19 protein-coding genes and 1 pseudogene are annotated in these 24138 nt (G+C 49.5%); 12 read left to right on the top strand and 8 right to left on the bottom strand.

The genetic code is table 11. The annotated features are described in order from the left end of the window. Positions 1-8: 8 nt before the first annotated feature. Positions 9-1115, bottom strand: coding sequence for an aromatic ring-hydroxylating dioxygenase subunit alpha (locus ABO04_RS11475; protein ID WP_160810813.1), 1107 nt, complete (start codon positions 1113-1115; stop codon positions 9-11). Between the two features lie 63 nt (positions 1116-1178). On the opposite strand from ABO04_RS11475, the gene ABO04_RS11470 reads away from it, so the two are divergent. The 3 genes from ABO04_RS11470 to ABO04_RS11460 all read left to right on the top strand — a co-directional run bounded on the left by ABO04_RS11470 (position 1179) and on the right by ABO04_RS11460 (position 5151). Beyond that, on the top strand, positions 1179-1394 hold the full coding sequence (locus tag ABO04_RS11470) for a hypothetical protein (protein WP_160810812.1): 216 nt from the start codon (positions 1179-1181) through the stop codon (positions 1392-1394). A 100-nt stretch (positions 1395-1494) separates the two neighbouring features. Further along, the gene (locus ABO04_RS11465) at positions 1495-2868 is read left to right on the top strand and encodes an adhesin (RefSeq protein WP_160810811.1); all 1374 of its coding nucleotides are present in this window, start codon (positions 1495-1497) and stop codon (positions 2866-2868) included. A gap of 81 nt (positions 2869-2949) precedes the next feature. Then, the gene (locus tag ABO04_RS11460) at positions 2950-5151 is read left to right on the top strand and encodes a primosomal protein N' (protein WP_160810810.1); all 2202 of its coding nucleotides are present in this window, start codon (positions 2950-2952) and stop codon (positions 5149-5151) included. Between the two features lie 71 nt (positions 5152-5222). Here ABO04_RS11460 and ABO04_RS11455 read toward each other — a convergent pair whose 3' ends face one another. From ABO04_RS11455 to ABO04_RS11445, 3 genes are all read right to left on the bottom strand, one after another. Then, a complete protein-coding gene (locus ABO04_RS11455) occupies positions 5223-5669 on the bottom strand; it encodes a universal stress protein (RefSeq protein ID WP_160810809.1) in 447 nt (148 codons plus the stop codon). A gap of 97 nt (positions 5670-5766) precedes the next feature. Further along, positions 5767-7416, bottom strand: coding sequence for a hypothetical protein (locus ABO04_RS11450; RefSeq protein WP_345853581.1), 1650 nt, complete (start codon positions 7414-7416; stop codon positions 5767-5769). A 279-nt stretch (positions 7417-7695) separates the two neighbouring features. Then, entirely contained in the window at positions 7696-8835 is a 1140-nt protein-coding gene (locus ABO04_RS11445) for a Do family serine endopeptidase (protein ID WP_160810808.1), read from the bottom strand. Positions 8836-8871: 36 nt separating this feature from the next. Between ABO04_RS11445 and ABO04_RS11440 the strand changes: the two genes are divergently transcribed. Then, positions 8872-9618 (top strand): Nif3-like dinuclear metal center hexameric protein, encoded by a 747-nt coding sequence (locus tag ABO04_RS11440; protein ID WP_160810807.1) that lies wholly within the window; start codon positions 8872-8874, stop codon positions 9616-9618. 67 nt (positions 9619-9685) lie between these two features. Here ABO04_RS11440 and ABO04_RS12175 read toward each other — a convergent pair whose 3' ends face one another. Beyond that, positions 9686-9988, bottom strand: a complete 303-nt coding sequence (locus tag ABO04_RS12175; RefSeq protein ID WP_164504353.1) for a hypothetical protein — start codon at positions 9986-9988, stop codon at positions 9686-9688. 31 nt (positions 9989-10019) lie between these two features. Between ABO04_RS12175 and ABO04_RS11435 the strand changes: the two genes are divergently transcribed. Beyond that, the gene (locus ABO04_RS11435; protein WP_240141539.1) at positions 10020-11081 is read left to right on the top strand and encodes a murein transglycosylase A; all 1062 of its coding nucleotides are present in this window, start codon (positions 10020-10022) and stop codon (positions 11079-11081) included. A 36-nt stretch (positions 11082-11117) separates the two neighbouring features. Here the strand turns inward: ABO04_RS11435 and ABO04_RS11430 are convergent, their stop codons facing one another. Further along, a complete protein-coding gene (locus ABO04_RS11430) occupies positions 11118-11840 on the bottom strand; it encodes a DsbC family protein (protein WP_160810806.1) in 723 nt (240 codons plus the stop codon). Positions 11841-11880: 40 nt separating this feature from the next. Next, entirely contained in the window at positions 11881-13047 is a 1167-nt protein-coding gene (locus ABO04_RS11425) for a UbiH/UbiF family hydroxylase (protein WP_160810805.1), read from the bottom strand. 269 nt (positions 13048-13316) lie between these two features. Here ABO04_RS11425 and ABO04_RS11960 point away from each other — a divergent pair, with 269 nt between their 5' ends. Continuing rightward, positions 13317-13538 (top strand): hypothetical protein, encoded by a 222-nt coding sequence (locus ABO04_RS11960; RefSeq protein ID WP_205012795.1) that lies wholly within the window; start codon positions 13317-13319, stop codon positions 13536-13538. A gap of 214 nt (positions 13539-13752) precedes the next feature. Here the strand turns inward: ABO04_RS11960 and ABO04_RS12170 are convergent. Then, a pseudogene (locus ABO04_RS12170) lies at positions 13753-14201 on the bottom strand (IS3 family transposase); the annotation flags it as partial. A gap of 259 nt (positions 14202-14460) precedes the next feature. On the opposite strand from ABO04_RS12170, the gene ABO04_RS11410 reads away from it, so the two are divergent. The 6 genes from ABO04_RS11410 (at position 14461) to ABO04_RS12165 (ending at position 23191) form a co-directional block, all read left to right on the top strand. Next, the gene (locus ABO04_RS11410) at positions 14461-15642 is read left to right on the top strand and encodes an efflux RND transporter periplasmic adaptor subunit (protein WP_160810803.1); all 1182 of its coding nucleotides are present in this window, start codon (positions 14461-14463) and stop codon (positions 15640-15642) included. Between the two features lie 10 nt (positions 15643-15652). After that, positions 15653-18781 (top strand): multidrug efflux RND transporter permease subunit, encoded by a 3129-nt coding sequence (locus tag ABO04_RS11405; RefSeq protein ID WP_160810802.1) that lies wholly within the window; start codon positions 15653-15655, stop codon positions 18779-18781. A 1136-nt stretch (positions 18782-19917) separates the two neighbouring features. Beyond that, positions 19918-21696, top strand: coding sequence for an AarF/UbiB family protein (locus tag ABO04_RS11400; RefSeq protein ID WP_160810801.1), 1779 nt, complete (start codon positions 19918-19920; stop codon positions 21694-21696). A gap of 408 nt (positions 21697-22104) precedes the next feature. Further along, positions 22105-22413: a hypothetical protein gene (locus ABO04_RS11395; RefSeq protein ID WP_160810800.1), complete on the top strand. Its 309-nt coding sequence runs from the start codon at positions 22105-22107 to the stop codon at positions 22411-22413. Next, entirely contained in the window at positions 22410-22742 is a 333-nt protein-coding gene (locus ABO04_RS11390) for a hypothetical protein (protein WP_160810799.1), read from the top strand. Before ABO04_RS11395 ends, ABO04_RS11390 begins: the two co-directional genes overlap by 4 nt. Before the next feature lie 152 nt (positions 22743-22894). After that, positions 22895-23191 (top strand): type I restriction enzyme HsdR N-terminal domain-containing protein, encoded by a 297-nt coding sequence (locus ABO04_RS12165; protein WP_240141538.1) that lies wholly within the window; start codon positions 22895-22897, stop codon positions 23189-23191. Positions 23192-24138 lie beyond the last annotated feature (947 nt).

The following is a 24138-nucleotide window of genomic DNA, read 5'->3' as shown; positions in this document are numbered from 1 at the left end:
ATCTCGAATCAGGGTAAATACTGTTCGATTTCACGCCGGAGAAAACGATGAAAATGCTCCATTCCCGCCTCCATCGGCATCTGGTACGGGCCTGTTTCGTTTACTCCCTGCTGATACAGCGCACGTCGACCGGTCGTGATCCGCCTACAGATTTCATCATCTTCCCCGGCCGTCTCCTGATAGGCAGCCTGCTCTCTTTCCACAAATTCCCGTTCGAACAGGACAATTTCTTCGGGATAGTAAAACTCAACCACGTTCATGCATTGCTCTATTCCGGTTGGCAGAATAGTGCTGACAACGAGGGTATTCGGATACCATTCAATCATGACATTAGGATAGTAGAGCAGCCAGATTGCACCATGTCGAGGCACTTGTTGATTATTATGCTGCAACACCTGTGCATGCCATTTCTGATATATCTCCGAACCTGCCCGGTTGAAATCCAGATTCACTCCGACAGTCTGAACGCTGTACCAGTCACCAAACTCCCACTCAAGCTGACTGGTATCCACAAAATGCCCCAGGCCTGGATGAAAAAGATCGACGTGATAGTCTTCCAGATAAACCTCAATAAAAGTCTTCCAGTTACACTGATAATGTCCGACATGCACACGATCCAACATATACCCTGCAAAATCCAGCTCACCACGAACCCTCAGTCCGACAAGATCCTGATTTACATCCCGCTTACCAGCAAAAATTAACCCATTCCAATGCTGCAAAGTAGTTTTACCCAAATTAAGGCACGGATTTTTACTAAAATGTGGCGCGCCCAATAATTTGCCATCCATTGCATAAGTCCAGCGATGAATCGGGCAAACTATATTGCGGGAATTACCACGTCCATCCAGAATAACTGCCTGACGGTGACGACAGATATTCGATAACAGCTCAATACCTTCCTTATTACGAACCAGAACCTTGGCATTATTTTGCGCAGTCAGCACATAATAGTCACCTGTTTTCGGCACCATCAACTCATGCCCAGCATAGCCCGGCCCCCGATCAAACAACAACTGTTTTTCCAGCTCGAATATCCGTGGATCCAGATACCAGTCAACAGACAACTGCGGATGTGCAACCGCAATATCAGAAGTGTGTACAAAGCCAGACATACGTTTTCAGTATCACCCCACAGTTAAAGAACAAACATTCAAGCCAACCACAAGAAAATCAAGTTGGCCGCAACAGAACCGGGTACCTTAGCAGCGAATATGATCTTTTTCCACAAAATCAAGAAAAATCATTCAAACTGGACAAAACACCCTGTTACAGGCATCACAGCACTCAAAATAACACCACAAACCAGCTGGCCAGAGATTTTAAACCACGTTGCTTTATTCATAGACTATAATCAAAAACAATATAAGATTTACAATCGCCAGGGTTATTAAAGCCATTCCGCATGGTGCCTCTTGTTCTTGTTATAAACATAACTAACAACAACGTGCTTGCCATGCAACAAATGATCTAACTCGTAAAACCTCAAATACAATGAAAACGGATAACAAACAAACAACGATTCAGTTACTCTTCGCGAGCATGTTTTTATTAGGTCTGGCCGCCTGTGACAACGAGCAGGCAGCAACAACAAACAAAAAAACAGTCGTACTTTCCCAAGGGCCTACCACAGGAATACTGGCTGATTCAGCAGTAGAAGGCGTATCTTATTCCGCCTCGTCAGGTGCAGCGGGTATTACCGATACAACCGGCCTCTATAAATACACGCATGGTGACAATATTGAATTCAGCATTGGCAAACTGAATCTTGGCAAGATTGCCGGAAAAGGGCTCACCACTCCAATTGATCTGGCGGCTGGTGACCAGAACAAATTGCTGAATTTACTGATCCTGTTTCAGTCACTTGACACTGACAACAATCCCGGGAATGGCATTTCCATACCTCAGGCAGCAGCTGCAGCACTGGATCCTTCACTTGATCTGACCGTAGATCCGGGTGTTTTTACTACATCCCCGGCACTGACTACCGCACGGGAAGCAGCCGACATTCCCGGCAGTATAAAAACAGCCGATGAAGCCAATACTCATTTTTTATCGCAAGCAGTCAACCTGTTGAGCAATTATCTCTGGATAAACGAAGACGATGACAGTATAAGATTTTTCCGCTTTTCAAATGATGGCAGCGGGGAATATTTAAACGGAGTAGTCACACCGGATGACTCATGTGATGCAAACCGTGCCTGCGGCAGCAGACTAGTCTTTACTGCCGGAATAGAGTATGGCACTACCAAGGCAGTTGATTACGACGAACGTGGTTTTAAGCTCGCGAGCATGCCCGAAGTGGATACTAACATTCAGTCAGGACTATCCCATACACGACCCAACTGGCGCATTTATACTAACGGAGACGAGCTGATTATCTCTGATATTGTTATCGTGCAGCGTGAAAGAGAACAGCCTGGTTTGTTTGACGAACTGTTTCACATTACAAAACCGCTCGAACTCAGTTCTGATGATGAAGTTGCCGAGACTACTGTTCAGGAAACCCGTTACCGGAAAATGGATAACACACAAGGCATCGTCGGTGCCTGGGCAGCAAACAAAGACGTAATCAAATCGCCTGTTTTTCTGTTCTTCCCTAACAACCGCTACATGCTGATTGATCCAGCTGGCGGTACAGCTCAGTCTGAATGTGCGAAGCCAGGTGTTGAACTTGCCACCTATTCCTTTGATGCAAGCAGCAGCACACTCAAGTTATCAAGCTTTACCTACAATACAACTGGTTGTTCCGGTCTGTCAGGATACGTTGGCAAACCGATTACCTTCAAAATAGATACAGATACACAAAATGCAACCCTTTCCGGTGAAGGATTGGCAGCCATTACATTGCACCGTATTTCTCACTGATCGCGAGTAGATGAAAAATTCCGGAAAAATAACACCTGATCACCCTATTCTTCCGGAAACTTGATTCCGGATATTTCCGGTATGGCGGTCATTCATGTTGCGCTTGACGTCCCGGTTGATCGACTGTTTGATTACCTTGCCCCGGACGTAAGTCCGGCCGACATCGGCCGGTACGTACGTGTTCCCTTCGGCAACCGGAAACTTGCTGGCATCATCCTGTCTATTAGTGATTCCTCGCTTGTTCCAAGCGAAAAACTAAAAACTGCCGGCCTGATTGATCGAGAAATTCCCCCTCTACCCCCGCCGTTACTCGAATTATTTAAATTCTGCAGTCGTTACTATCATTACCCGATCGGACAGGTCGTCATGAGCGCCTTACCTGCTTTACTGCGAAAATCCGGGTATACCCCTGACAGGCTACCGAGACCGATTCAGGAATGGACATTAACCGATGCAGGCAGGGCAATTACGCTTCCCGACATACCCTCCAGATCCAAGTCTAAACGTCAAATATTTTCTCTACTGTTGGAAAACGGAACCATCACAGCTGAAACTTACAAGACGATTTCACCTCATTCCCGCAAGTTGTTGCGCGAATTTAAGGATCAGGGATGGATTGAACAACGCACGGTTTCACTGAAAGAATCTTCATTCAATACGGCATCTGCCCCCGTACCAACTGCAGAACAGGCACATGCCATATCTGAAATACTTGACAGAACAGGTACATTTACTCCCTGGCTTCTCCATGGCATCACCGGCAGTGGCAAAACGGAAGTTTACCTACAGGTGGCAGCCTCCTTATTGGCGCAGCAAAAACAAATTCTGATTCTGATACCGGAAATCAATCTCACTCCTCAGCTGGAAACCACTTTCCGTAAACGGTTTCCCGGCACAATACTCGTCAGCCTGCACAGCGGACTGAATAACAGCGAACGTCTGCAAGGCTGGCTGCAAGCACATAATGGGAAGGCTGGAATTATTCTGGGTACTCGTCTGGCAATCTTTACCCCTATGCTCAAGCCGGGTCTGATTATTGTTGATGAAGAACAGGATCATTCTTTCAAGCAGCAGGACGGATTGCGCTATTCCGCGCGCGATCTGGCCGTTTATCGCGCCAGGCAGGCTAACATACCTGTTATTCTAGGTTCAGCCACGCCTTCTCTGGAAAGTTATCACCAGGCTGGTATCAGCCGTTATCGGCTGCTGCAACTGCACACGCGCGCGATCAGCCAGGCTGTACTACCAGCCATTCATTGTATTGATACGCGGACAACTCCAGTACACGAAGGATTATCGGATCCCATACTTGATGCGCTGAATCGATCGCTTGAACAAAAACAGCAAAGCCTGGTATTCATTAATCGGCGCGGCTATTCTCCGGTACTGCTCTGCAAATCCTGTCGCTGGATCGCCACCTGTAAACGCTGCTCCAGCCGTCTGGTTGTTCATTTACGCGAACGGCAACTACGCTGCCACTATTGTGGCGATCAGCAACCGATAATGCCTGCATGCCCGCAATGTGGGGATCCGGATATCCTCCCATGCGGCCACGGCACACAACGAATCGAATCAGCACTCGCCAGGCAATTTCCAAAAGCACGTATTTTACGTGTTGACCGCGACAGCATTCGCCATAAAGCTGCCTGGCAAACCATGCTTGACACAATCCATCAGGGAAAAGTAGATATTCTGGTTGGCACTCAATTACTTGCGAAGGGACATGATTTTCCCAACCTAGCTCTGGTATGTGTACTCAATGCCGATTCATCTCTCTACAGCACCGATTTTCGTGCTGAAGAACATCTTTTTTCACAATTGATACAAGTAGCAGGACGCGCTGGTCGCGCCCATATTCCCGGTACTGTCCTGATACAAACTGAATTTCCACAGCACCCACTGTACCAGACATTAATACGACAGGATTATGCAGCATACGCGCAAATACAGTTGAAAGAACGGCAATCAGCCGGTTTTCCGCCTTTTGTCTACCTGGCAGTATTACGTGCAGAAGCTCCTCTGCTTGCAGACGCGCTGGAATTTTTACATCAGACGGCGAAAATCGCTACTACCTCTAAGGAATATACTCACACGCAGCTTTTCGATCCCGTCCCCGCCCACATGACTCGACTCAAAGGACTGGAACGCGCTCAACTGTTGGTCCAGGCTTCCTCACGCACGCGTTTGCAAATATTTTTAGGTGACTGGTGCCAACGTATCGCTGCATTACCACCTCGCAAAAAATTACGCTGGCATCTGGATATTGATCCGTTGATGCTTTGAAAAAGCGTAGCCCTCAGTACAGTGATTATTTGTTCACAACGATTTTCCGAAGCATCCCGATCCGTATTTTTTCAACCCTCAGGATCACGAATCAATAATATGGGAATAGCAGCTATCCGGACAACCCCTTCGGCCACACTACCAAGCAGCAATCGGCTGAAACCTGAATGACCATGCGTCCCGATCACAATCAGCTCTGCCTGCCAGCGTTTTGCTTCCTCCATCAAAATAGTGGCAATCCGTTCATTGTTTGATGGTATTAATCTGGTTTCAACCGGAATACCAGATGCTCTGACGGTCTCTGCAGCACTGACAAGCACCTTCTCTCCACAGCTGTGGATTGTTTTCTGTAATTCCTCGTAATTGAAATAATTTTCATCTACCAGATAGATCGCATCTTCATAAACGTGCACAAGCTCAAGACGAGCATTCATCTGCTTTGCCAATTTGATTGCCTCCTGCAAAGCCAGGTTAGACGTTAAGCTACCATCAAGCGGCACAAGAATCTTCTGGTACATCAACTATCTCCTGCAAAAATAAACCGGATTAATATACCCACCCCACACATTCGCTCATCACTCATACTATCCCGCATTCTTCAGACAAGCAGGCAGATCAGGCACTGCGCAGACGGGAATACCTGATCGCCACTATAGCCAGCATGGGCAATACAAACCCCAAAATCGTCACTATAATCAAAAGAGCACCCAATTCACTGTAATCCGCTGGAATCAATATTTCGCCGGTATCCGTGTCTCTGACCTCGCGAGTCACTGTAAAAACCTGATTGATATATTTGGTTGTCAGTTGCGAAGCAGACAAAGCAAGGTTAGTGAATGAGGCCATGACAGCAAAAAAAGTCGCCTTGAGTTTCTCGGGAGCTGAATTGGCAATCCACGCCAGCATCGGAATCATGGCAATCTGGCCCAGCGGCGATTCCAGGGCTGTATCAATCACCGCGATAAAGCGTGCGTCAACGACACCTCCCGTATGTGCCGCAGTCCATACATGCAGACCAAAATACATGGAAATAATCGGCAGCGACAAAATGGTACCGGCAACAGTTAGCGCACCGATGACATACGCCATTGATCGTTCTGCCATAAAACGGCGAAAAATAAACATGCCGGCAAGTGTCAGTACAGAGCCGATCAAGGAGAGTGTTGCCAAGAATTGCTGATCAAACCCCAATTCATCAATCATCCACCACGTCGAACCTGCACCTGGTGTAGGGATGGCCCGAAATACAAATACCAGTAAGGCAGTTCCTACCAGAACATTACGCGCCTCGCTTTCCAGCTCGGCAGTCAACTGCCAGATCAGAAACAGCACGATCACCATTGATAGACCAAAAACAATTTCTTCAGCACCGGAAATCTGCACAAGCCCGACGCCCAGGGAAACAACCGTAAAAACCAGGCCGCCACCCAATATCCACCAATTGACAGGCGGTACGTCAATATGTACTCCCAACAGTGTCTCGATCTGACTACGATCCAATCCCTGTCTCGTGAAATGTTTTATTTCACGCCACCTCAACCAGCCTGCCAACCAGATTCCGCACACCGAAACGAAGGGAATCACCAGAGCAAGCTGGTATATCAGCAAATAGGCCTCCCCTTTGCCCGCTTCAGAAAGATTCGCGACATCCTTCATCAGCACAACGTTCGCAACCGCAACCAGGATACCTCCGCCAATAATAGCAACTCGCCCCAGCGTCTGCATCGTAATGTGCATCCGTTTGCGTTCATCAAGTTCGATTGAACGTCCATCCGAATTAACGCGTGGCACTGCCTCCACGGTCATGGCATCAGCCACTACATCCTGCAGCACATAACCCACTGGCGCAAGCAAGGCAGCCAGGACATACCATTGCGCCAACGGAGCAAGCTCACGCATTGCATCAGTATAGCCAAGCAATCCGATCATGATGAAAAGACTGATTGCAATCAGTCCTGCTCCCAGATAGACCAGCAAGCTCTTCCAGCGCCACATCAGATCCACCAGATGGCCCAGTGGCATTTTCAATGCCCACGGCAGTGTCATCCAGAAGCCAAGCGCTGCCAGAAATTCTGCTGACAGCCCTAGTCTTTCTTTAACGTAGAAAGTACCAACAATTCCTGTGAGGCTCGAAATACCAGCCGCCAGATAAACCATCAGGGGCGGCAGATATGAAAGCCGCATTTCTCTGCCAAGCGCCAGAAAATTAAGATCAACCCATCGGAACAATACGACAGGCAGTCTCGTGACAAACTTGATATTCACCTAGTGGATCTCTGATTAAATCCCACATGGCTGCACACTGTGTTTTGCGAATGAAATGCAAGGCGAGTGAAGCGGTGAATAGCTGCCTTCACAACGAACTCAACACTGCGGTTCATCTGCAAAACCAGTGCCTTAAAGGGTTGCGGAAAAATCATGCGCTCGCTATATCGCGCTCCTCGGCATCGTAGAATAGCTACGATCTTCGTCGCGTTTCTTGCGATCAGCATGATTTTTCCTGCAATGCAGCTCATGGAGGACTTCAGAGGTTCCAAGTATAGATCAACCTGGACGCTTGCCGATCTGCACCTGGATATCCAGCTCTTCTCCATTGCGGATAATGGTTAATACTGCCGCTTTACTCGGAGGCAGAGATGCCACTATATTCAACATTTCGGAAGCACTAAAGACAGACTTGCCATTCACCGCTGCCAGAATATCCCCTGGTTTGATTCCAGCCTCATCAGCCGGACCGTTTTTAAGTACGCCCGCAATCAGAGCTCCATTGGTCTTCTTCAGCTTCAACGATTCTGCCAGCTCCGGTGTTATATCCTGCATACTCACACCAAGCCAACCGCGCGTAACACTGCCTGTTTCGATAATCTGCTGCATGATCTGTTTCGCTGCATCCACCGGAATGGCAAACCCGATCCCGAGTGAGCCGCCGGAACGCGAATAGATCGCAGTATTGATCCCGATCAGATTGCCGGAAGTATCAGTCAGCGCACCCCCAGAATTACCAGGATTGATTGCCGCATCCGTCTGAATAAAATTTTCGAATGTGCTGAGCCCTACCTGGGAACGTCCCAGAGCACCGATAATGCCCATCGTCATGGTTTGTCCCACACCGAATGGATTACCGATTGCCAGCACGATATCCCCCACTCTGGCTTTCTCAGAATCACCGAAAGTAATACTGGGAAGTTTGTCCAGATCAATTTTCAAAACCGCCAGGTCACTCTCAGGATCAGAACCAATCAGGTGTGCTTCAGCTTTTCTTCCATCCATCAAGGCCACCTGGATCTCATTAGCCGCTTCCACCACATGATGGTTCGTGAGAATATAGCCTTCCGGACTAACGATTACACCTGACCCCAGACTGGAGGTACGCTCGGTTCTCGGGCTGAAACGATTGCCGAAAAACTGCTGGAAGACAGGATCATCCATAAACGGATGCGAAGGCACCCTTACTTCCTTGCTGGTAAATATGTTCACCACAGAGGGCATGGCCACTTCTGCCGCTGTATGAAAACCGCCGACAGCCAGTGTTTTTCCATCATCGACTCTGACTGCTTCACGAATGGTTGCCAGCTTGCCACGCGGAGTCCACGGCAGTAACTCTGGACGTAAGGTTGAAACAACAAAAAAAACAGCGAGAAGAATAGTGATCGTTTGTGTGAAAATCAGCCAGAGTTTTTGCATGGAAAATCCTACATTCCAAATGAACAGAAAAGTATTATGCACCAAAATATACTGGAAAATTACCTGAATGATCTACTGAATACTCAGCAATTCCGTGATTACTGCCCCAACGGATTACAGGTGGAAGGGCGGACTTCGATTCAAACGCTGGTCAGTGGCGTAACCGCTTCCCAAGCTTTGATACAGGCTGCGCTGGATCTGCATGCAGATGCCATCATCGTGCATCATGGCTACTTCTGGCGCGGAGAAGATGCCTGTTTGCGCGGCATCAAGCGCCATCGTATCGCCACGCTCATCAAGCACGATATCAATCTTTATGCTTACCACCTACCGCTGGATGCCCATGATCAACTAGGCAATAATACCTTGCTCGGAAAAAAACTGGGAATAGAGCAAGAAGGTTGTTTCGGTGAACAGAATATCGCCGCTTATGGCCATTTCCAAAAACCCATCAGCCTTGACGAACTGAATAACTTACTAAGCTTAGTACTTGGCCGCAAACCACTCATAATCGGCGATCCACTTAAACCTGTCCAGCGCGTTGCCTGGTGTACCGGAGCCGCTCAGGAATATTTCGAGGATGCCATCCAATTGGGTGCAGATGCGTTTATTACCGGTGAAATTTCCGAACAGAATGTCCATACAGCCAGAGAATCCGGGACAGCCTTTATCTCAGCAGGGCACCACGCTACCGAACGATATGGAATTCAAGCCCTTGGTGATCACATTGCGCAGAAATTTGGCATTGCACACCATTTTATGGATATGGAGAATCCGGTATGACCAGAGCATTAATAATGCGACAGAACAAAAGCAAACGGCAGCCCTCAAACAACGAATGAAGCATAATTTACTTTTTTTCGTTCTGATTATCCAGCTGCTCCAGCTGCTTGTTTTTTTTACGAGGGAGCGTCCACCAGACAAGAAAAATGAACAGACTCAATGCCAAAATCGCTTCAAGTGCTAAAATCCACATATTCTTTCCTGAAAAAATGTTTTTACAAAACAGATACTTTAACCGAAATCTGCTCAAAACCCAATTCGTTGTCCTGTTGATCTTGATTCCATTCGGATTAACCGGCTGCAAAACCGAAACAACATCCACCAGATCTTCAACATCTCCAACACCCCCAAAGACAGCTGCTGTTTCCACTGACTCACAACCGGCACAATCTGTCCAGGATATGGAAACCGGAGTAGAAAAGGAATCACTCAAGGCTGCCAGCTGGTCGATGCTGCCAGGTTGGCAGCATGAAAACCTGGTTCCCGCATGGAATACTTTCATACAAAGCTGCAAATCGCTTGAACGGCACCCATCCTGGCAGGAAGTATGCGCACAAGCCGCCACTCTCCGCCCTGCCAATGAACGCGCTATCAGACATTTTCTTGAAAATCACTTCGCACCTTACCAGGTGATCAATCCAGACGGCACCACGACGGGGCTGGCAACCGGCTATTATGAACCGCTGCTCAAAGGCAGCCGGAAACACACCAACCGTTTCCGCTACCCGATTTATTCTGCACCCGATAACCTGCTGACGATCGAACTCAAAGAAACACAATCCAGCGCAGGCCAGCCATCGTTGCGTGGACGCCTGCAGGGACGCAAGATCATTCCTTATTACACCCGTGCTGAGATCGAGAGCAACCGCAATCTTCTGAAAGGGAAAGAACTACTATGGGTGGATGATGAAGTTGAGCTGTTCTTTCTCCAGATACAAGGATCCGGCCGGATCGTTCTGGAGAATGGTGAAACCGTAAAAATCGGCTATGCTGATCACAACGGTTATCCCTACCGCTCTATTGGAAAAATATTAATCGAGCGGGGTGAGCTGCCCGCCTGGCAGGTGTCCATGCAATCCATCAAACAATGGGGCCGACAAAATCCCGATAAATTAAAGCCTCTGCTTCAGCAAAACGCACGTTACATTTTCTTTCGCGAATTACCCACCGATCTTTCCGGACCGATCGGTGCATTGGGCGTCCCTTTAACGGCGGGTAGAAGCCTGGCCATCGACCCGGACAGTGTGCCTCTGGGTGCTCCGGTTTATCTTGCCACCACCTGGCCTAACACAACCCAGCCACTCAACCGGTTAATGATTGCTCAGGATACAGGCAGTGCTATCAAGGGCGGTGTGCGTGCCGACTTTTTCTGGGGACACAGCCCGGAAGCTAAAACCCAGGCTGGCAAGATGAAACAGCAAGCACAGATGTGGGTTCTGCTTCCGAAACAATATCAAGAGTAATACAGAAAGACACTACAAAAAAGCAAGCAAATCAGATTATTTATTATTGCCACTTTCCGCCTGATCTAACCGTTTTTCGATTTCAGATTGCGGGATAAAACCTGGCACCACTGAACCGTCTGCAAAAATCAGGGTTGGCGTGCCGGTTACTCTATTTTGGCGGCCAGATTCCAGCAGCATCTGTAACGGTGTATCACAATTCTTGCTGGCAGGAACGATTGATTTCAGCATGAAGTCATCCCACGCCTTGACCTGGTCTTCAGAGCACCAGATAGCTTCAGCTGTTGCCATAGAACCGTTAAGAACAGGATAAAGCAGAGTATGGATAGTAATATCCGTTATATTGACCAGCTCCTTCTCCAGTCTTTTACAATAAGGACAATTTGGATCGGAATACACAATCAGTGTCCGCTTTCCATTGCCCTTGACTGTTTTCATCGCGTATTCCAACGGCAAGGTATCAATTGAAACCCGCCGTGAATCCCGGAGCTGCTGCATGCGCTCATTGGTCAGGCTTACCCGTTTCCCGGCATCCACGATATGCCCCATGAAAAAATACTCAGCCTTCTCGTCCGTATAAAAAATTTCACCGTCGATCACAGCTTCATACAATCCCAAGTAAGGCGTTCGCGTCAGGCTTTCTATTTTGCTCTCTGGGAAAAGTGCCTGAATAGTCTCTTTCAAAGCAGCCTCATTCGCTTGAACAAGCCCGGTAAATAATATCCCCAACAAACCAAATAAACACAAAAACAACCGCATACCATTTCTCCAGTGTAAATTCCGGTAATACCAGCGCTCCTTAGCTCAGCGCATGACGCATCAATCTGTTTTTCAGAAGCGGGAAGCGATTGGTAATCCCCAGCCCCAGATTTCTGATACGTATAATAGCTGCATCCTCGCTGCCAAACAGTTTTTGCAGCCCATCTGTCACCCATTGCATGGCAAGAATATCCTCCTTGCGATTACGCTCATAACAGCGTAGCAAGGAAAATTCACCACTATCTCCTACCCCCTCAAACTGCAAAAGGAGGTTGGCCAGCTCACGAGCATCACGCAACCCCAGATTCACTCCCTGGCCTGCCAGTGGATGAATGCCATGTGCCGCATCGCCGATCAAAACCAATCTTGGTTGGACAAGTGATTTGGCCTGTATGAAATTCAGCGGAAATCCAAGTTGCGGCGTAATAAGCCGCATCCTCCCCAATGCATGTTCCGCCATCCGGGTGACTCGTTCACATAACATCTCAGGCGATAAAGTGAGCAGCTCGTCAGCAAGCGCCGTATTTGCCGACCAGACCATGGAAACCCGTTTTCCCGGCAACGGCAGTAGCGCAAGAATACCATCACGATGAAACCACTGATATGCAACATGATGATGAAATCGTTCCACCTCAAAATTGGCGACAACCCCGGTTTGATGATAGCTATGGCGATCAACCGCAATACCTGCCTGTTCACGCACGCGGGAATTGGCACCATCTGCTCCGATCAGCAACGCTGTCTGCAAAACCGTGCCGTCCGACAAGGTTAGCTCAACGTGAGATTCATGCCAGGCAAGCGATACATGCCGCACAGGGCAAAATATCTGCACATTTCCTGCCTCCGCCGATGCTCCCCATACAGCATGTTGAAGCTGACGATTCTCGGTGATGCAAGCGAGCTCCGGCACACCACTTTCATATGCGCTGAAATCGATCCGGGCCGCACCATCATCACCATATACCCGCATTTCGTGGACAGGCGTCACACGCATCGTATCCATCCGCTGCCAGGCACCACAGGATTGCAAAAATTCCACACTGCCCGGACTAATTGCATATACCCGTCTATCCCAACTGTCATCGGTCGGCAAAGACGCAAGTGATCGCGACTCAATCAGCGCCAGCTTCAGCCCGCTATCTTTCAAGGCGGCCAACAGACTCACGCCTACCAACCCCCCTCCAATCACTACAATATCGAATTTCATTGCTGAATTATACTAAGGAACCTCTGCCAGAATTATGGTTTTCAACCACCCGCCATACAAATCAAATATATTGCTCCCCGGGCAAATATCTTATGACTATATTATCTAGCACGAAAGTATGAATCGACCGTCGGGTACCTTCATAAGAAAGTACAGACATATGATATGATGGCCGAGATTTGCGCTTAGTTTCCTCACGTGAGCGAGGGCTTGTGCAGACCACAAGAAATAGAACCTGACTATATATAAAAAGATAAATAGGAGCTGTTATGACAAACGAGAAGCCACAATATCCCACAAGCTTTGGCCTTTTTTATCCCGTTGGTTATCTGGTTGTTGGGTTTAAGAATAATAAAGATGCTCTTCAGGTACAAAAAGACTTGGAAACAGGGGGATATGAGCCTGAGGACTGCGCTTTATTCTCGTGCAAAGAAGTGACAGAAGCTGCAGCGGACAACCTCAAAAAAATGAGAGCTTTATTTCACGCTTAGGCTGGGCTGATGAGGCTGTTCAAATGCATTTGGAAACAGCAAAAGAAGGCGGTTCCTTTCTTATAATCTATGCACCCGACAAGCTCACAACTGATCGCGCTATGAATGTTATCCGTCGAGTACCATTTGAGCTCGCGCACCGGTATCATCGGCTTGCTGTTGAAGAGTTGAAATAATACACAAGTCGACACTTTACATGGTAATCCCCCCATTTTCAGCAGTAGAGTCCGTTAAAAAACAACGGGCTAATTTCTGCTTGGGGGGTGATGCCAGCCAGGACCATGTTGGGTCGTTCATTATTGTAAGTCCAGAACCAGGTTGAGTACGATTAAATCGATATATTTCGGATCGTTATCACAACGTAGACTGCTGGTTTGCCCCGCCATTCGATGATCTTCCCTAGCGCCCACGTTATACGTTCAGCGGGTGACGAGAAATCTACCTCAACTCCCAGAGCCTCACGATTAAAGTCATCAACCACATTAAAGAGCCGGATGCCACAGCCATCAGCCGACTGATCGTGTATAAAACCCATCGACTAAACTTGATTGATATCGGCTGCCGTTCCTAAGGGATCACGCCGCGCGCACCAGGCGTTTTTTGGGTTTAATACGCAGATTCAATTCCAGCTCCCCGATAAATCCGATAAACTCTTTTGTGGTTCGGTAGTCCCCGTTGAGCAGAACAACGGTATCATCAGAAACCTGCAACACCTAAAAATCAAACCGTTTTACTTTGACCAATCGCCTCCTCAGTTCATTCCCGCAACGATTCAATATTGCTTACAGTCGGCCTGTGTGGCGAGAGCCTGTTGTGAAAGAAATCAGTCGGCGATCATACTGACCGGTCAATTGCAACGCTGGAACAGGCGGTAAGCCGAGATACTCTGTCGCAATCTTTCTGATAATTTTTCGTGATTGATATGAGCAACTTCACCATACAATGGTCATGCATGTACATCATTCTTGCTGCGCTGTGCGCATTTATCGTTGGATGTAGTGCCGGGTCCGATGCGCCGGCCGAGCCGCCGCCTCCCGATGTTACGGTTGCAAACGTGTTGTCGCGTTCCGTGCAGGCATGGGACGAATTCAATGGTCGTGTCCGTGCGGTCCCGACAGTAGAGTTGCGCCCTCGTGTCAGCGGGTATATCAATCGGGTTGCTTATCAGGAGGGGAGCGAGGTCAAACCTGGTGATCTTCTCTTTGTCATCGATCCCCGCCCCTACCGCAATGCACTTCATAGTGCACAGGCACAGCTCGAACATGCGCGCGCAGCGGTGAATCTTGCCCGAAGCAAGACTGAACACGCACAGGCACTGTTCGCAGCGCAGGCCATGTCGCGCGAAGAATTCAACAGCAGAAAAGCAGTGTTGAACCAAACCACTGCCGATGTTCGCGCAGGGGAAGCTGCTGTCGCCACTGCCAAACTTGATCTCAGCTTCACCGAGGTACGCGCACCGATTGCAGGCCGTGCGGGTCGGGCGCTCTTGACTACAGGCAATCTTGCCCAGGCGGACCAGTCCATCCTGACAACGCTGGTCTCACAGGACCCGATGTACGTGTATTTCGACTGCGATGAACACAGCTTCCTGCGCTACCAGGAATTCGCCCGCAGGAACGATCACCAGCGCAATATTTATCCGGTCCGCATCCGCCTGGCCAATGACCAGGGCTTTCCACACCATGGAACTGTGGATTTCTTCGACAACCAACTCAATCCCGCAACCGGGACAATTCGTGTCCGCGCCGTCGTAGCGAATACGGATCGCATACTGACACCCGGCCTTCACGCCCGGGTACAGCTGCAAGGCAGTGGTGAACAGCATGCATTCCTGATCGATGAAAAAGCCATTCTGACCGATCAGGACCGTAAGTATGTCTATGTATTGGGGGAGGGTAACAAGGCATTCCGCAAGGACATCACACTGGGCCGTCAGATCGATGGTCTCCGCATCGTGCAGTCCGGCCTCGATACAGCAGACAAAGTCATCATCATCGGCGCACAAAAAATCTTTCAGGACGGGACGACCGTCACACCGCAGTACGTCAGTATGGATACACCAACGGCCATTCCTTTCACCATGCCTGCAACAGCAGCAGAATAAAGGAACGGTCATGGATTTTTCCAAATTTTTCATTGATCGTCCGATATTTGCCATCGTTCTTTCAATCATTATCTTCGCGACAGGATTGATCTCTATTCCGCTTCTGCCTGCAGGTGAATATCCGGAAGTGGTGCCGCCCAGCGTGGTGGTACGTGCCATGTATCACGGCGCCAATCCCAAAGAGATCGCGGATTCCATTGCGGTTCCGCTGGAAGAAGCAATCAATGCCGTCGAAGGTATTATGTATATGAAATCCGTTGCAGGCTCCGACGGAAGCCTGCAAGTGACCGTTACCTTTATGCCCGGCATCGATCCTGATATCGCGGCTGTCCGTGTCCAGAATCGCGTCGCCCAGGCCTTGTCCCGTCTACCCGCTGATGTACGTCAGTACGGCGTCACCACACAGAAGCAGTCTCCTACTCCACTCATGTTTGTGAGTCTGTTTTCACCCGACAACCGCTATGATGGTGTTTATCTGCGCAATTACCTGACCTTGAATATCAAGGATCAGCTTTCACGCCTGCCGGGGGTGGGCAATGTCGGATTGTACGGGGAAGGCGACTATGCGATGCGCCTGTGGCTGAATCCGCATGAGCTCGCCATACGTGGGATTACAGCCAGTGATGTAGTCAATGCCGTTCGCGAGCAGAATGTTCAGGTATCCGCAGGCCAGTTGGGTGCCGAGCCATCGCCCAGCAGTTCAGATTTCCTCATTCCGATCAATGTGCGGGGACGGCTTCGCAGCGAACAGGAGTTTGGCAATATCATACTGAAAAGTGATGACGATGGTCAGCTGGTCCGCTTGTCAGACGTAGGACGTGTCGAGCTCGGTTCCAGTGATTACACACTGCACGCCATGATCAACGAAGATAACAGCGCCAGTGCAGGCATTTTTCTCACCCCCAATGCGAATTCGCTGGCAGTGGCCCGCGCTGTTTATGCCAAATTTGAAGAACTTTCAGAAAATTTTCCCGCCGGCGTCACGCATCGAATCGTGTGGGATCCCACTGTATTTGTCCGGGATTCCATTCGGGCAGTGGGCCAAACCCTGATCGAAGCAATCATCCTGGTCGTACTGGTAGTCATTCTCTTTCTGCAGACCTGGCGCGCATCGATCATCCCACTGCTTGCGGTGCCAGTCTCGATTGTCGGGACATTTGCGTGGCTCTATCTGCTCGGATACTCCATCAATACGCTGACGTTATTTGGGCTGGTTCTGGCAGTCGGAATCGTTGTCGATGATGCCATTGTCGTCGTGGAGAATGTTGAGCGTAATATCGAAGAAGGTCTGAGCCCGCTTGCAGCGGCACATCAGGCCATGCAAGAAGTCTCCGGTCCGATCATTGCCATCGCGCTCGTGCTGTGCGCCGTATTCGTGCCGATGGCATTCCTGAGCGGCGTCACCGGAGAATTCTACAAACAGTTTGCTGTTACTATCGCCATCTCAACCGTCATTTCCGCAATCAATTCGCTCACCTTATCACCGGCACTGGCGGCAAAACTGCTCAAACGACACGATGCACCGAAGGATGCATTCACACGACTGCTTGAGCGCATGCTGGGGTGGCTGTTCCGCCCGTTCAACCGGCAGTTTCTCCGCAGCTCCCACGGATATCAGAATGCGGTAGCCCGAGCGCTGAGCCGTCGCGGTATTGTATTCGCCGTTTATATAGGCCTGTTGCTCGCGACGATCGTGCTGTTCCATATCGTGCCAACTGGCTTTATTCCGAATCAGGATAAACTCTACCTCTTCGCAGGCGCCAAATTGCCGGAGGGCGCTTCGCTTGCCCGCACGGATGCAGTTACCCGTCAATTGAACAGAATTGCCAGCACGATCGAAGGCGTGGAAATGACCGAAAGCTATGTCGGCATGAATGCCCTGCAATCCGTCAACACACCTAACCAGACCACGTCCTACATCATCCTTAAACCTTTCGACCAACGCCAGCGTTCTGCGGAATCCATCACCACCGAACTGAATGCCCGGCTGGCAGAAATCAAAGACGGTCAGGCCTATGCCTTACTGCCGCCGCCTATTCAAGGACTGGGCAACGGATCGGGCTATTCGCTCTATCTGGTCGATCGTGGTGGCTTGGGATATGGCGCACTGCAAAGCGCAACGACCCGGTTCCAGAATGCGATTGCGCAAACGCCAGGCATGACCTTTCCTGTCAGCTCGTATCAGGCTAACATCCCGCAGCTCGAGGTCAAGGTAGACCGAGTCAAAGCCATCGCCCAGGGGGTATTTTTGACAGATCTCTTCAGTACCCTGCAAATCTATCTTGGCTCGATCTATATCAACGATTTCAATTTATTTGGCCGGGTCTACCGAGTGATGGCCCAGGCGGATTCAGCCTTTCGCCAGAGGACTGAAGACATCGGTAATCTATACACTCGCAATATCGAAGGAGAGATGGTTCCGCTGGGGTCGATGATGACGATTCAACATACCTTCGGCCCGGATCCGGTCATTCGTTATAACGGTTACCCCGCCGCCGACCTGATCGGAGATGCGGATCCTCGCGTGCTTTCCTCGGGACAGGCCATCACCAAACTGTCAGAAATTGCTGCGGAGGTACTGCCCCGCGGTATTACACTGGAATGGACTGACCTCAGCTATCAGCAGGTGACGCAAGGCAACGCAGCGATTATCGTCTTTCCGTTATCAATCATGCTGGTCTTCCTGGTGCTGGCTGCTCTCTACGAGAGCTGGACGCTGCCTCTGGCGGTCATCCTGATCGTACCAGTATGCATGTGTGCCGCGCTTTTCGGCATCTGGCTCGCGGGTGGCGACAACAACATATTCGTCCAGGTGGGGCTGGTCGTATTGATGGGCCTGGCATGCAAGAATGCTATCCTGATCGTTGAGTTCGCACGGGAGCTGGAAATCCAGGGCAAGAGCACCATCGAAGCTGCACTGGAAGCCTGCCGTCTCCGACTCCGTCCGATCATCATGACCTCGATCGCCTTCATCGCCGGCTCTATTCCCCTCGTACTCAGCGCCGGTGCAGGGAGCGAGGTACGCTACGCAACAGGGATCACTGTCTTTGCCGGCATGCTTGGCGTGACCTTGTTTGGCTTATTCCTCACCCCTGTTTTTTACGTCGCTTTACGTAAATGGGCCCACCTCAGGCCGTAGAAGCTTACAGCTGTGCATTCCAAGGCAGCAATTTATTGATGCGATCACAGGATGATCTGCGATCGTACAAAACATGTATGAGGAAAAAACAGGAGAAAACTGTGATCTGTCCTCTATTTTCCTGCATGCTGAGGTGCGTTGCGCTACGAATCAACACAGTAAACTGGAACATTTGTGTCGCTATATCACGTGACCCACGATCGCCAATGAACGCCTGGCATGCAACCAGCATGGGCAAGTGGTGTTGACGCTAAAAATACCTTATCCGGATGGGACGACCCACATCGTTTTGTCACCATTGGAATTCATGCACGGTTGGCCGCATTAGTTCCCCAGCCTTAGTGCGTATCAGCCGGGCACGTTTGCTAAAACAGGTTCGATATTGAACGCTGCCCGCATTGCGGTGGAACCCTGAGAATCATCGCTGCCCTTCTGGAAAGAGCGGCAATCACTAAAATTCCTAACCATCTCAGCTTGTCTTCTTGAGCGCAGCCACGTTCACCTGCACAAATCTTTGATCCTTTCGGGTCTGTCTGAGAAACCAGGCCCATCTTTTCAGTGTATTTCCTGAATGCACTGACGTCCCCTTGGGTGTTTTTGCGTGAAGGGTAAGAAGGAGGCAAAACCAATACTTTTTGCTGCTGATCACAGATAAATTTTTGCGAATTCCAGATGACTTTCCGGTCAGATTGACAACCAAACCCCTTTCCCGATACATTCGGTTCTTATGAAAAAGAGCGTTTATTTTTCCTATACATGGCAGCGGGTTTGCTGGCGTTCTACAACCCAATGACCGGCGCTGCTGTCCTGACCTTGTTACTGGGCGCCACGCTAATCGGATCCAATGCGTTTCGCCTGGGAGTGTAGTTTCAGAACCATAGGCAACCTGGCGGCGACTGGCTCGCGTTATCGGGCTTGGTTTCCGTGTTGATAGGTTTGTTGATTGCAGCTGGGTGGCCGGATAACAGTGTCTGGATACTGGATCTGCTACTTTCCATCGACCTTATTTCCCAGGGCTGGATGCTGATAATACCGGCTTCGACTCTGCGTAAGCAACAAATCTGACTTATCCAAACGCCGCGATCTGTGGACTCGATGCGGTGCACATCGTTCGACGTTAGAAGGAAGCAAAGCAGATGTTATGGCAGACATTGAAAGCCATGCGCGACGTGGGGCGATTGCATGAGATCGCTTCCGTCCTGATCCGGTATGGATTTGGCGACCTGGTGCGCCGCCTTGGCCTTGCCAACACACTAGAGCATGCTGGCAAGGTCTTGCATTGGAGCGAGGCCCGCGATCTTGCTCATATGACTCCGCCCGAACGCGTGCGACGTGCATTCGAGGATATGGGCCCCACATTCGTCAAGCTGGGTCAGGTACTTGCCACGCGTGTCGATTTGCTTGAGCCCGATTGGATTGCCGAATTCGGCAAGCTGCAGAACAATGCGCCACCCGTGCCCTGGGAAGACGTCCTGCCGCAAATGATCGAGGATCTGGGTGCGCCACCCGACGAAGTTTTTGCGAGTTTTGACACCACACCCATGGCGGCGGCATCCATTGCGCAGGTGTACCGGGCGCGTCTCACCGACGGAGACGAAGTCGTGGTCAAGGTACGTCGCCCCGGCATTCGCCGAGTCATCGATGCTGACCTGCACTGGCTGTCACGGCTTGCAGCGGCCGCCGAAGCTGAAAGTCCGGAATGGCGCGCTCTGCACCCCACGACCATCGTGCGCCAGCTCTCGCTGTCACTGCGCAGAGAGCTCGATTTCACCAACGAAAGCCGCAATGCTGAGCGCATTGCTGACAATTTCAAGAGATATACCGATGCAGACTACGTTCCGACGGCGTCGGCTGTTGACAAGACACCAGGGGGCGCCTGGTCACCGGCCGATGACGCAGCGCGAAATGCTCCCGAGCCACCCATCATTGTCATTCCCCGCATTTATTGGCAATGGACGAGCGAACGCGTATGCGTGCAGCAGCTGATCCAAGGTATTCCGGCCCGCAAACTGGAGGTGGTTGACGAAGCTGGACTGGATCGCCAAATACTTGCGCGGCGCGGCGCGCAAGCGGTGTTGAAAATGATCATAGAGGATGGTCTTTTTCATGCCGACCCTCACCCAGGCAACATTTTTTACTTGCCGGGCAATCGTATTTCATTCATTGATTTCGGCATGGTCGGTCGGCTTGGCGAAGAACGGCGCGATCAGTTGATCCGCCTGCTTCTGGGCCTGGTCAAATACGACGCACAAGCTGTGGTCAATGTCGTGCTCGAATGGACCAGCGATGACACGGTCAACGAACAGGAACTGATATCTGAGATAGAGGCATTCGTTGATCAGTACCACGGTGTGCCCTTGAAGCAACTGCGAATAGGCGAGATCTTGTCAGATCTGATGGTGATACCGCGTCGCTACCACATCATTCTTCCGGCTGATCTGGTGTTATTAATAAAGGCGTTCATCACACTGGAAGGGTTGGGACGCGAGCTGGATCCCGAATTCGACATGGCTACCCAGACGCTGCCCTTGCTCGAACACATGATGCACGAGCGGTACAAACCGGCTGCCGTATTCAGACGAGGCAGGCGTACCGCCAGCGAACTGTTTTCATTGTTGGGTGGATTGCCTCAGGACATTTCCCGGCTGCTTCGGGCAGCGCGTCGCAGCCCTTTGGAGATTCACGTCGATGTCATCCATTTAAAGCGGGTTGGCGACCAACTTGACTCAGCTGCCAATCGACTGGTTGTCGGGATCATCGTTGCCGCACTGATTATTGGATCCTCCATCGTCATGACCGTGCCCGGTGGCCCCACCCTGCTCGGATTGCCGCTCTTTGGGCTCATTGGCTTCGTCGGTGCGAGCATCGGCAGCATCTGGCTGCTGATCTCCATTCTACGCAGCGGGCGAAAATAATTGCATGAGTCCATCACTCCTGTTGTTTTAAACGCGTTTTGCGGCAGGTGCGATGCGGCATCGATTCCGCTCTGCGAACGTGCCTCGTCATCTCCCCCATCATGGAGTTCGAAAACTCAATTCAGTCTTGAGTGGTTGCCGGAAGGAAAGCTTCCAAAATATTCAATTAAAACAAACTCACCCCCAGGATATTCTGATAAGCCAGAAATGAGGCAAGCGGATGTGGTTGAAGTAATTATGGATGGAGATATAATTTTACCCGTGAAAGATACTCGTCTCGCATTCTCTGAACGTTTAACTGAACTTTGTACGGAAAGGGACCTAAAGCCTCACGGAAGACAAACAGTACTATCGCTGCCTGCTTGAAGTTACACAATCCACTGTAAAAAATGGTTTGATGGTGAATCGATGCCAGACACAGATAAGATTATTGAACTGGCGTTATGGAGGAATGTCTGTTCCGAATGGCCAACAACAGGCAGAGAACCAAAAAGAATAAACGAACTCTATCCAACAAAGGCCATTACACACGTTGCAGAAATCATGAAAGTAATGGAAGAAGAACAGCAATATCTTGAAGCAAGACTGGCTGATCAAGTTGCTAAACTAACAGATAAAGTCGATGGCGACGACAAACAACAGAATGTTGCCACAAGAACAAAAAAACAAATCCGAATAAATTTTTATATCCCATCTTACGAGGAACCAATTTCATGAATTTAAAATACTTTTTACCGATATTCGCATTTGTTGCTATGGAAGTCGGCGCTGATAACTCCACTCTGGATGCGGCCGTTGGCGGGGCAATCGGAGGAGCTGCCGGAGCCGCGCTGGGAAATGAGCTTGGTGGTCGTAGCGGCGCAATTATAGGTGGCGCATTAGGAGCGTCAGCAGGTACTGCACTCACTACAAAACCAGATCATTATCAATATAATAATTACCCACGGCATGCATACCCGGTTTATCCGAGTAATGTTTATCCAGGAGGTACTATAAACCCTGGATATCATTGCCCTCCTGGTCAAGCGAAAAAAGGGCGTTGTTGATTGCTTGATGGAGATATTCGTCAACAGGTGCTCAAGCGCAAAGTGAAGTAAGGCACTCAACTTCTCAATCTTCTTCAATATCTTCCGTTAAAAATCTTCTGCGCCACGAACTCATAAAGTCGTGGATAATTTTTATCGGATAAGGAGAAAGCATGGACATGATCGATCAACTCAAAGAACTGGCCTCACGCATAAGAAAAGTAAAAGATTCTCTTCAGATTGAAGAAGCCACAAAGAATGCACTGATCATGCCCTTTATAAAAATTCTGGGATACGATGTCTTCAATCCGGCAGAAGTCACGCCTGAGCTGACTGCAGATGTCGGACTCAAAAGAGGTGAAAAAGTAGATTACGCCATACTGAAAGCTAGTAAACCGATCATACTCATTGAATGCAAGAAAAGTGAAAACGAACTGGATCGGAACCACGCATCTCAGCTTGTCCGGTAGTTTCATGTAACAGAAGCCCGCCTCGCCGTACTAACCAATGGCATTACCTATCAGTTTTACACTGACCTGGAAAATTCAAACAAAATGGACAGCAAGCCCTTTTTTGAATTCAACATACTTGAATTCAGAGATCAGCACGTCGAAAAGCTGAAAAAATTCACGAAATCATCACTACCGAGGACGAACTGGAAGGATTTCGCATTATCCGCGCGATCTTACGGGAAATAGCCAATCCGAACAGGATTTTCCTGAGAGATGCAAAAACCTACTGCGCGATATTATTCGATAACAGCAATCGCCGCCCCATCTGTCGGCTTAGATTTAATAACCCATCCAGATTGGCAATCGGAGTACTCAACGGCAAAGAGGAAAATATATTCCAAATCTCGGACCTGACTGAAATCTACAATTACGCCTCCCAGCTCAAAGAAGCCGTATCCAGTTACATCAAACCCGACCTTACCCTGGTCGGCTCAGAAGACAATCAAGGACAAGCATAATTTCTCCAAACTATTGCCCAAATAACAAGCACCCCGATTAATTGTTACAGACTGGTGACTTGCCCCAATTATCCACAGAATCATCCAAGGCTTCTTGGGATAAGTACGCATTTGCATACAACCTGATGTAAACCCGGATCCTAATCCGAACAGCAGGCAAAAAATCCCGCCGACGAAGGTCGGGATATCAGTAAGGTTTAAAAATGAAGTACATCTATCAGCATAGCCTCTACTTTTGAGCACCCCCTAAAAGGGGAACTACCGGTTGACCAAACACGCAGGCAAAACTGGTTGCAGGTGTATGCCTATGTGCTCATGACCAATCATGTGCATTTGCTGCTCTCTGCTGACCAAAGATAAATTTTTGCGAATTCCGGATGACTTTCCGGCCAGGTTGACAACCAAATTCCTTTCCCGATACATTCGGTTCTTATGAAAAAGGGCGTT

This window comes from Nitrosomonas sp. HPC101, assembly GCF_009833125.1.
Taxonomy (GTDB): Bacteria; Pseudomonadota; Gammaproteobacteria; order Burkholderiales; family Nitrosomonadaceae; genus Nitrosomonas.
The sequence above is the reverse complement of the archived record's forward strand: the minus strand, read 5'-3'. Positions and strand labels throughout refer to the sequence as shown.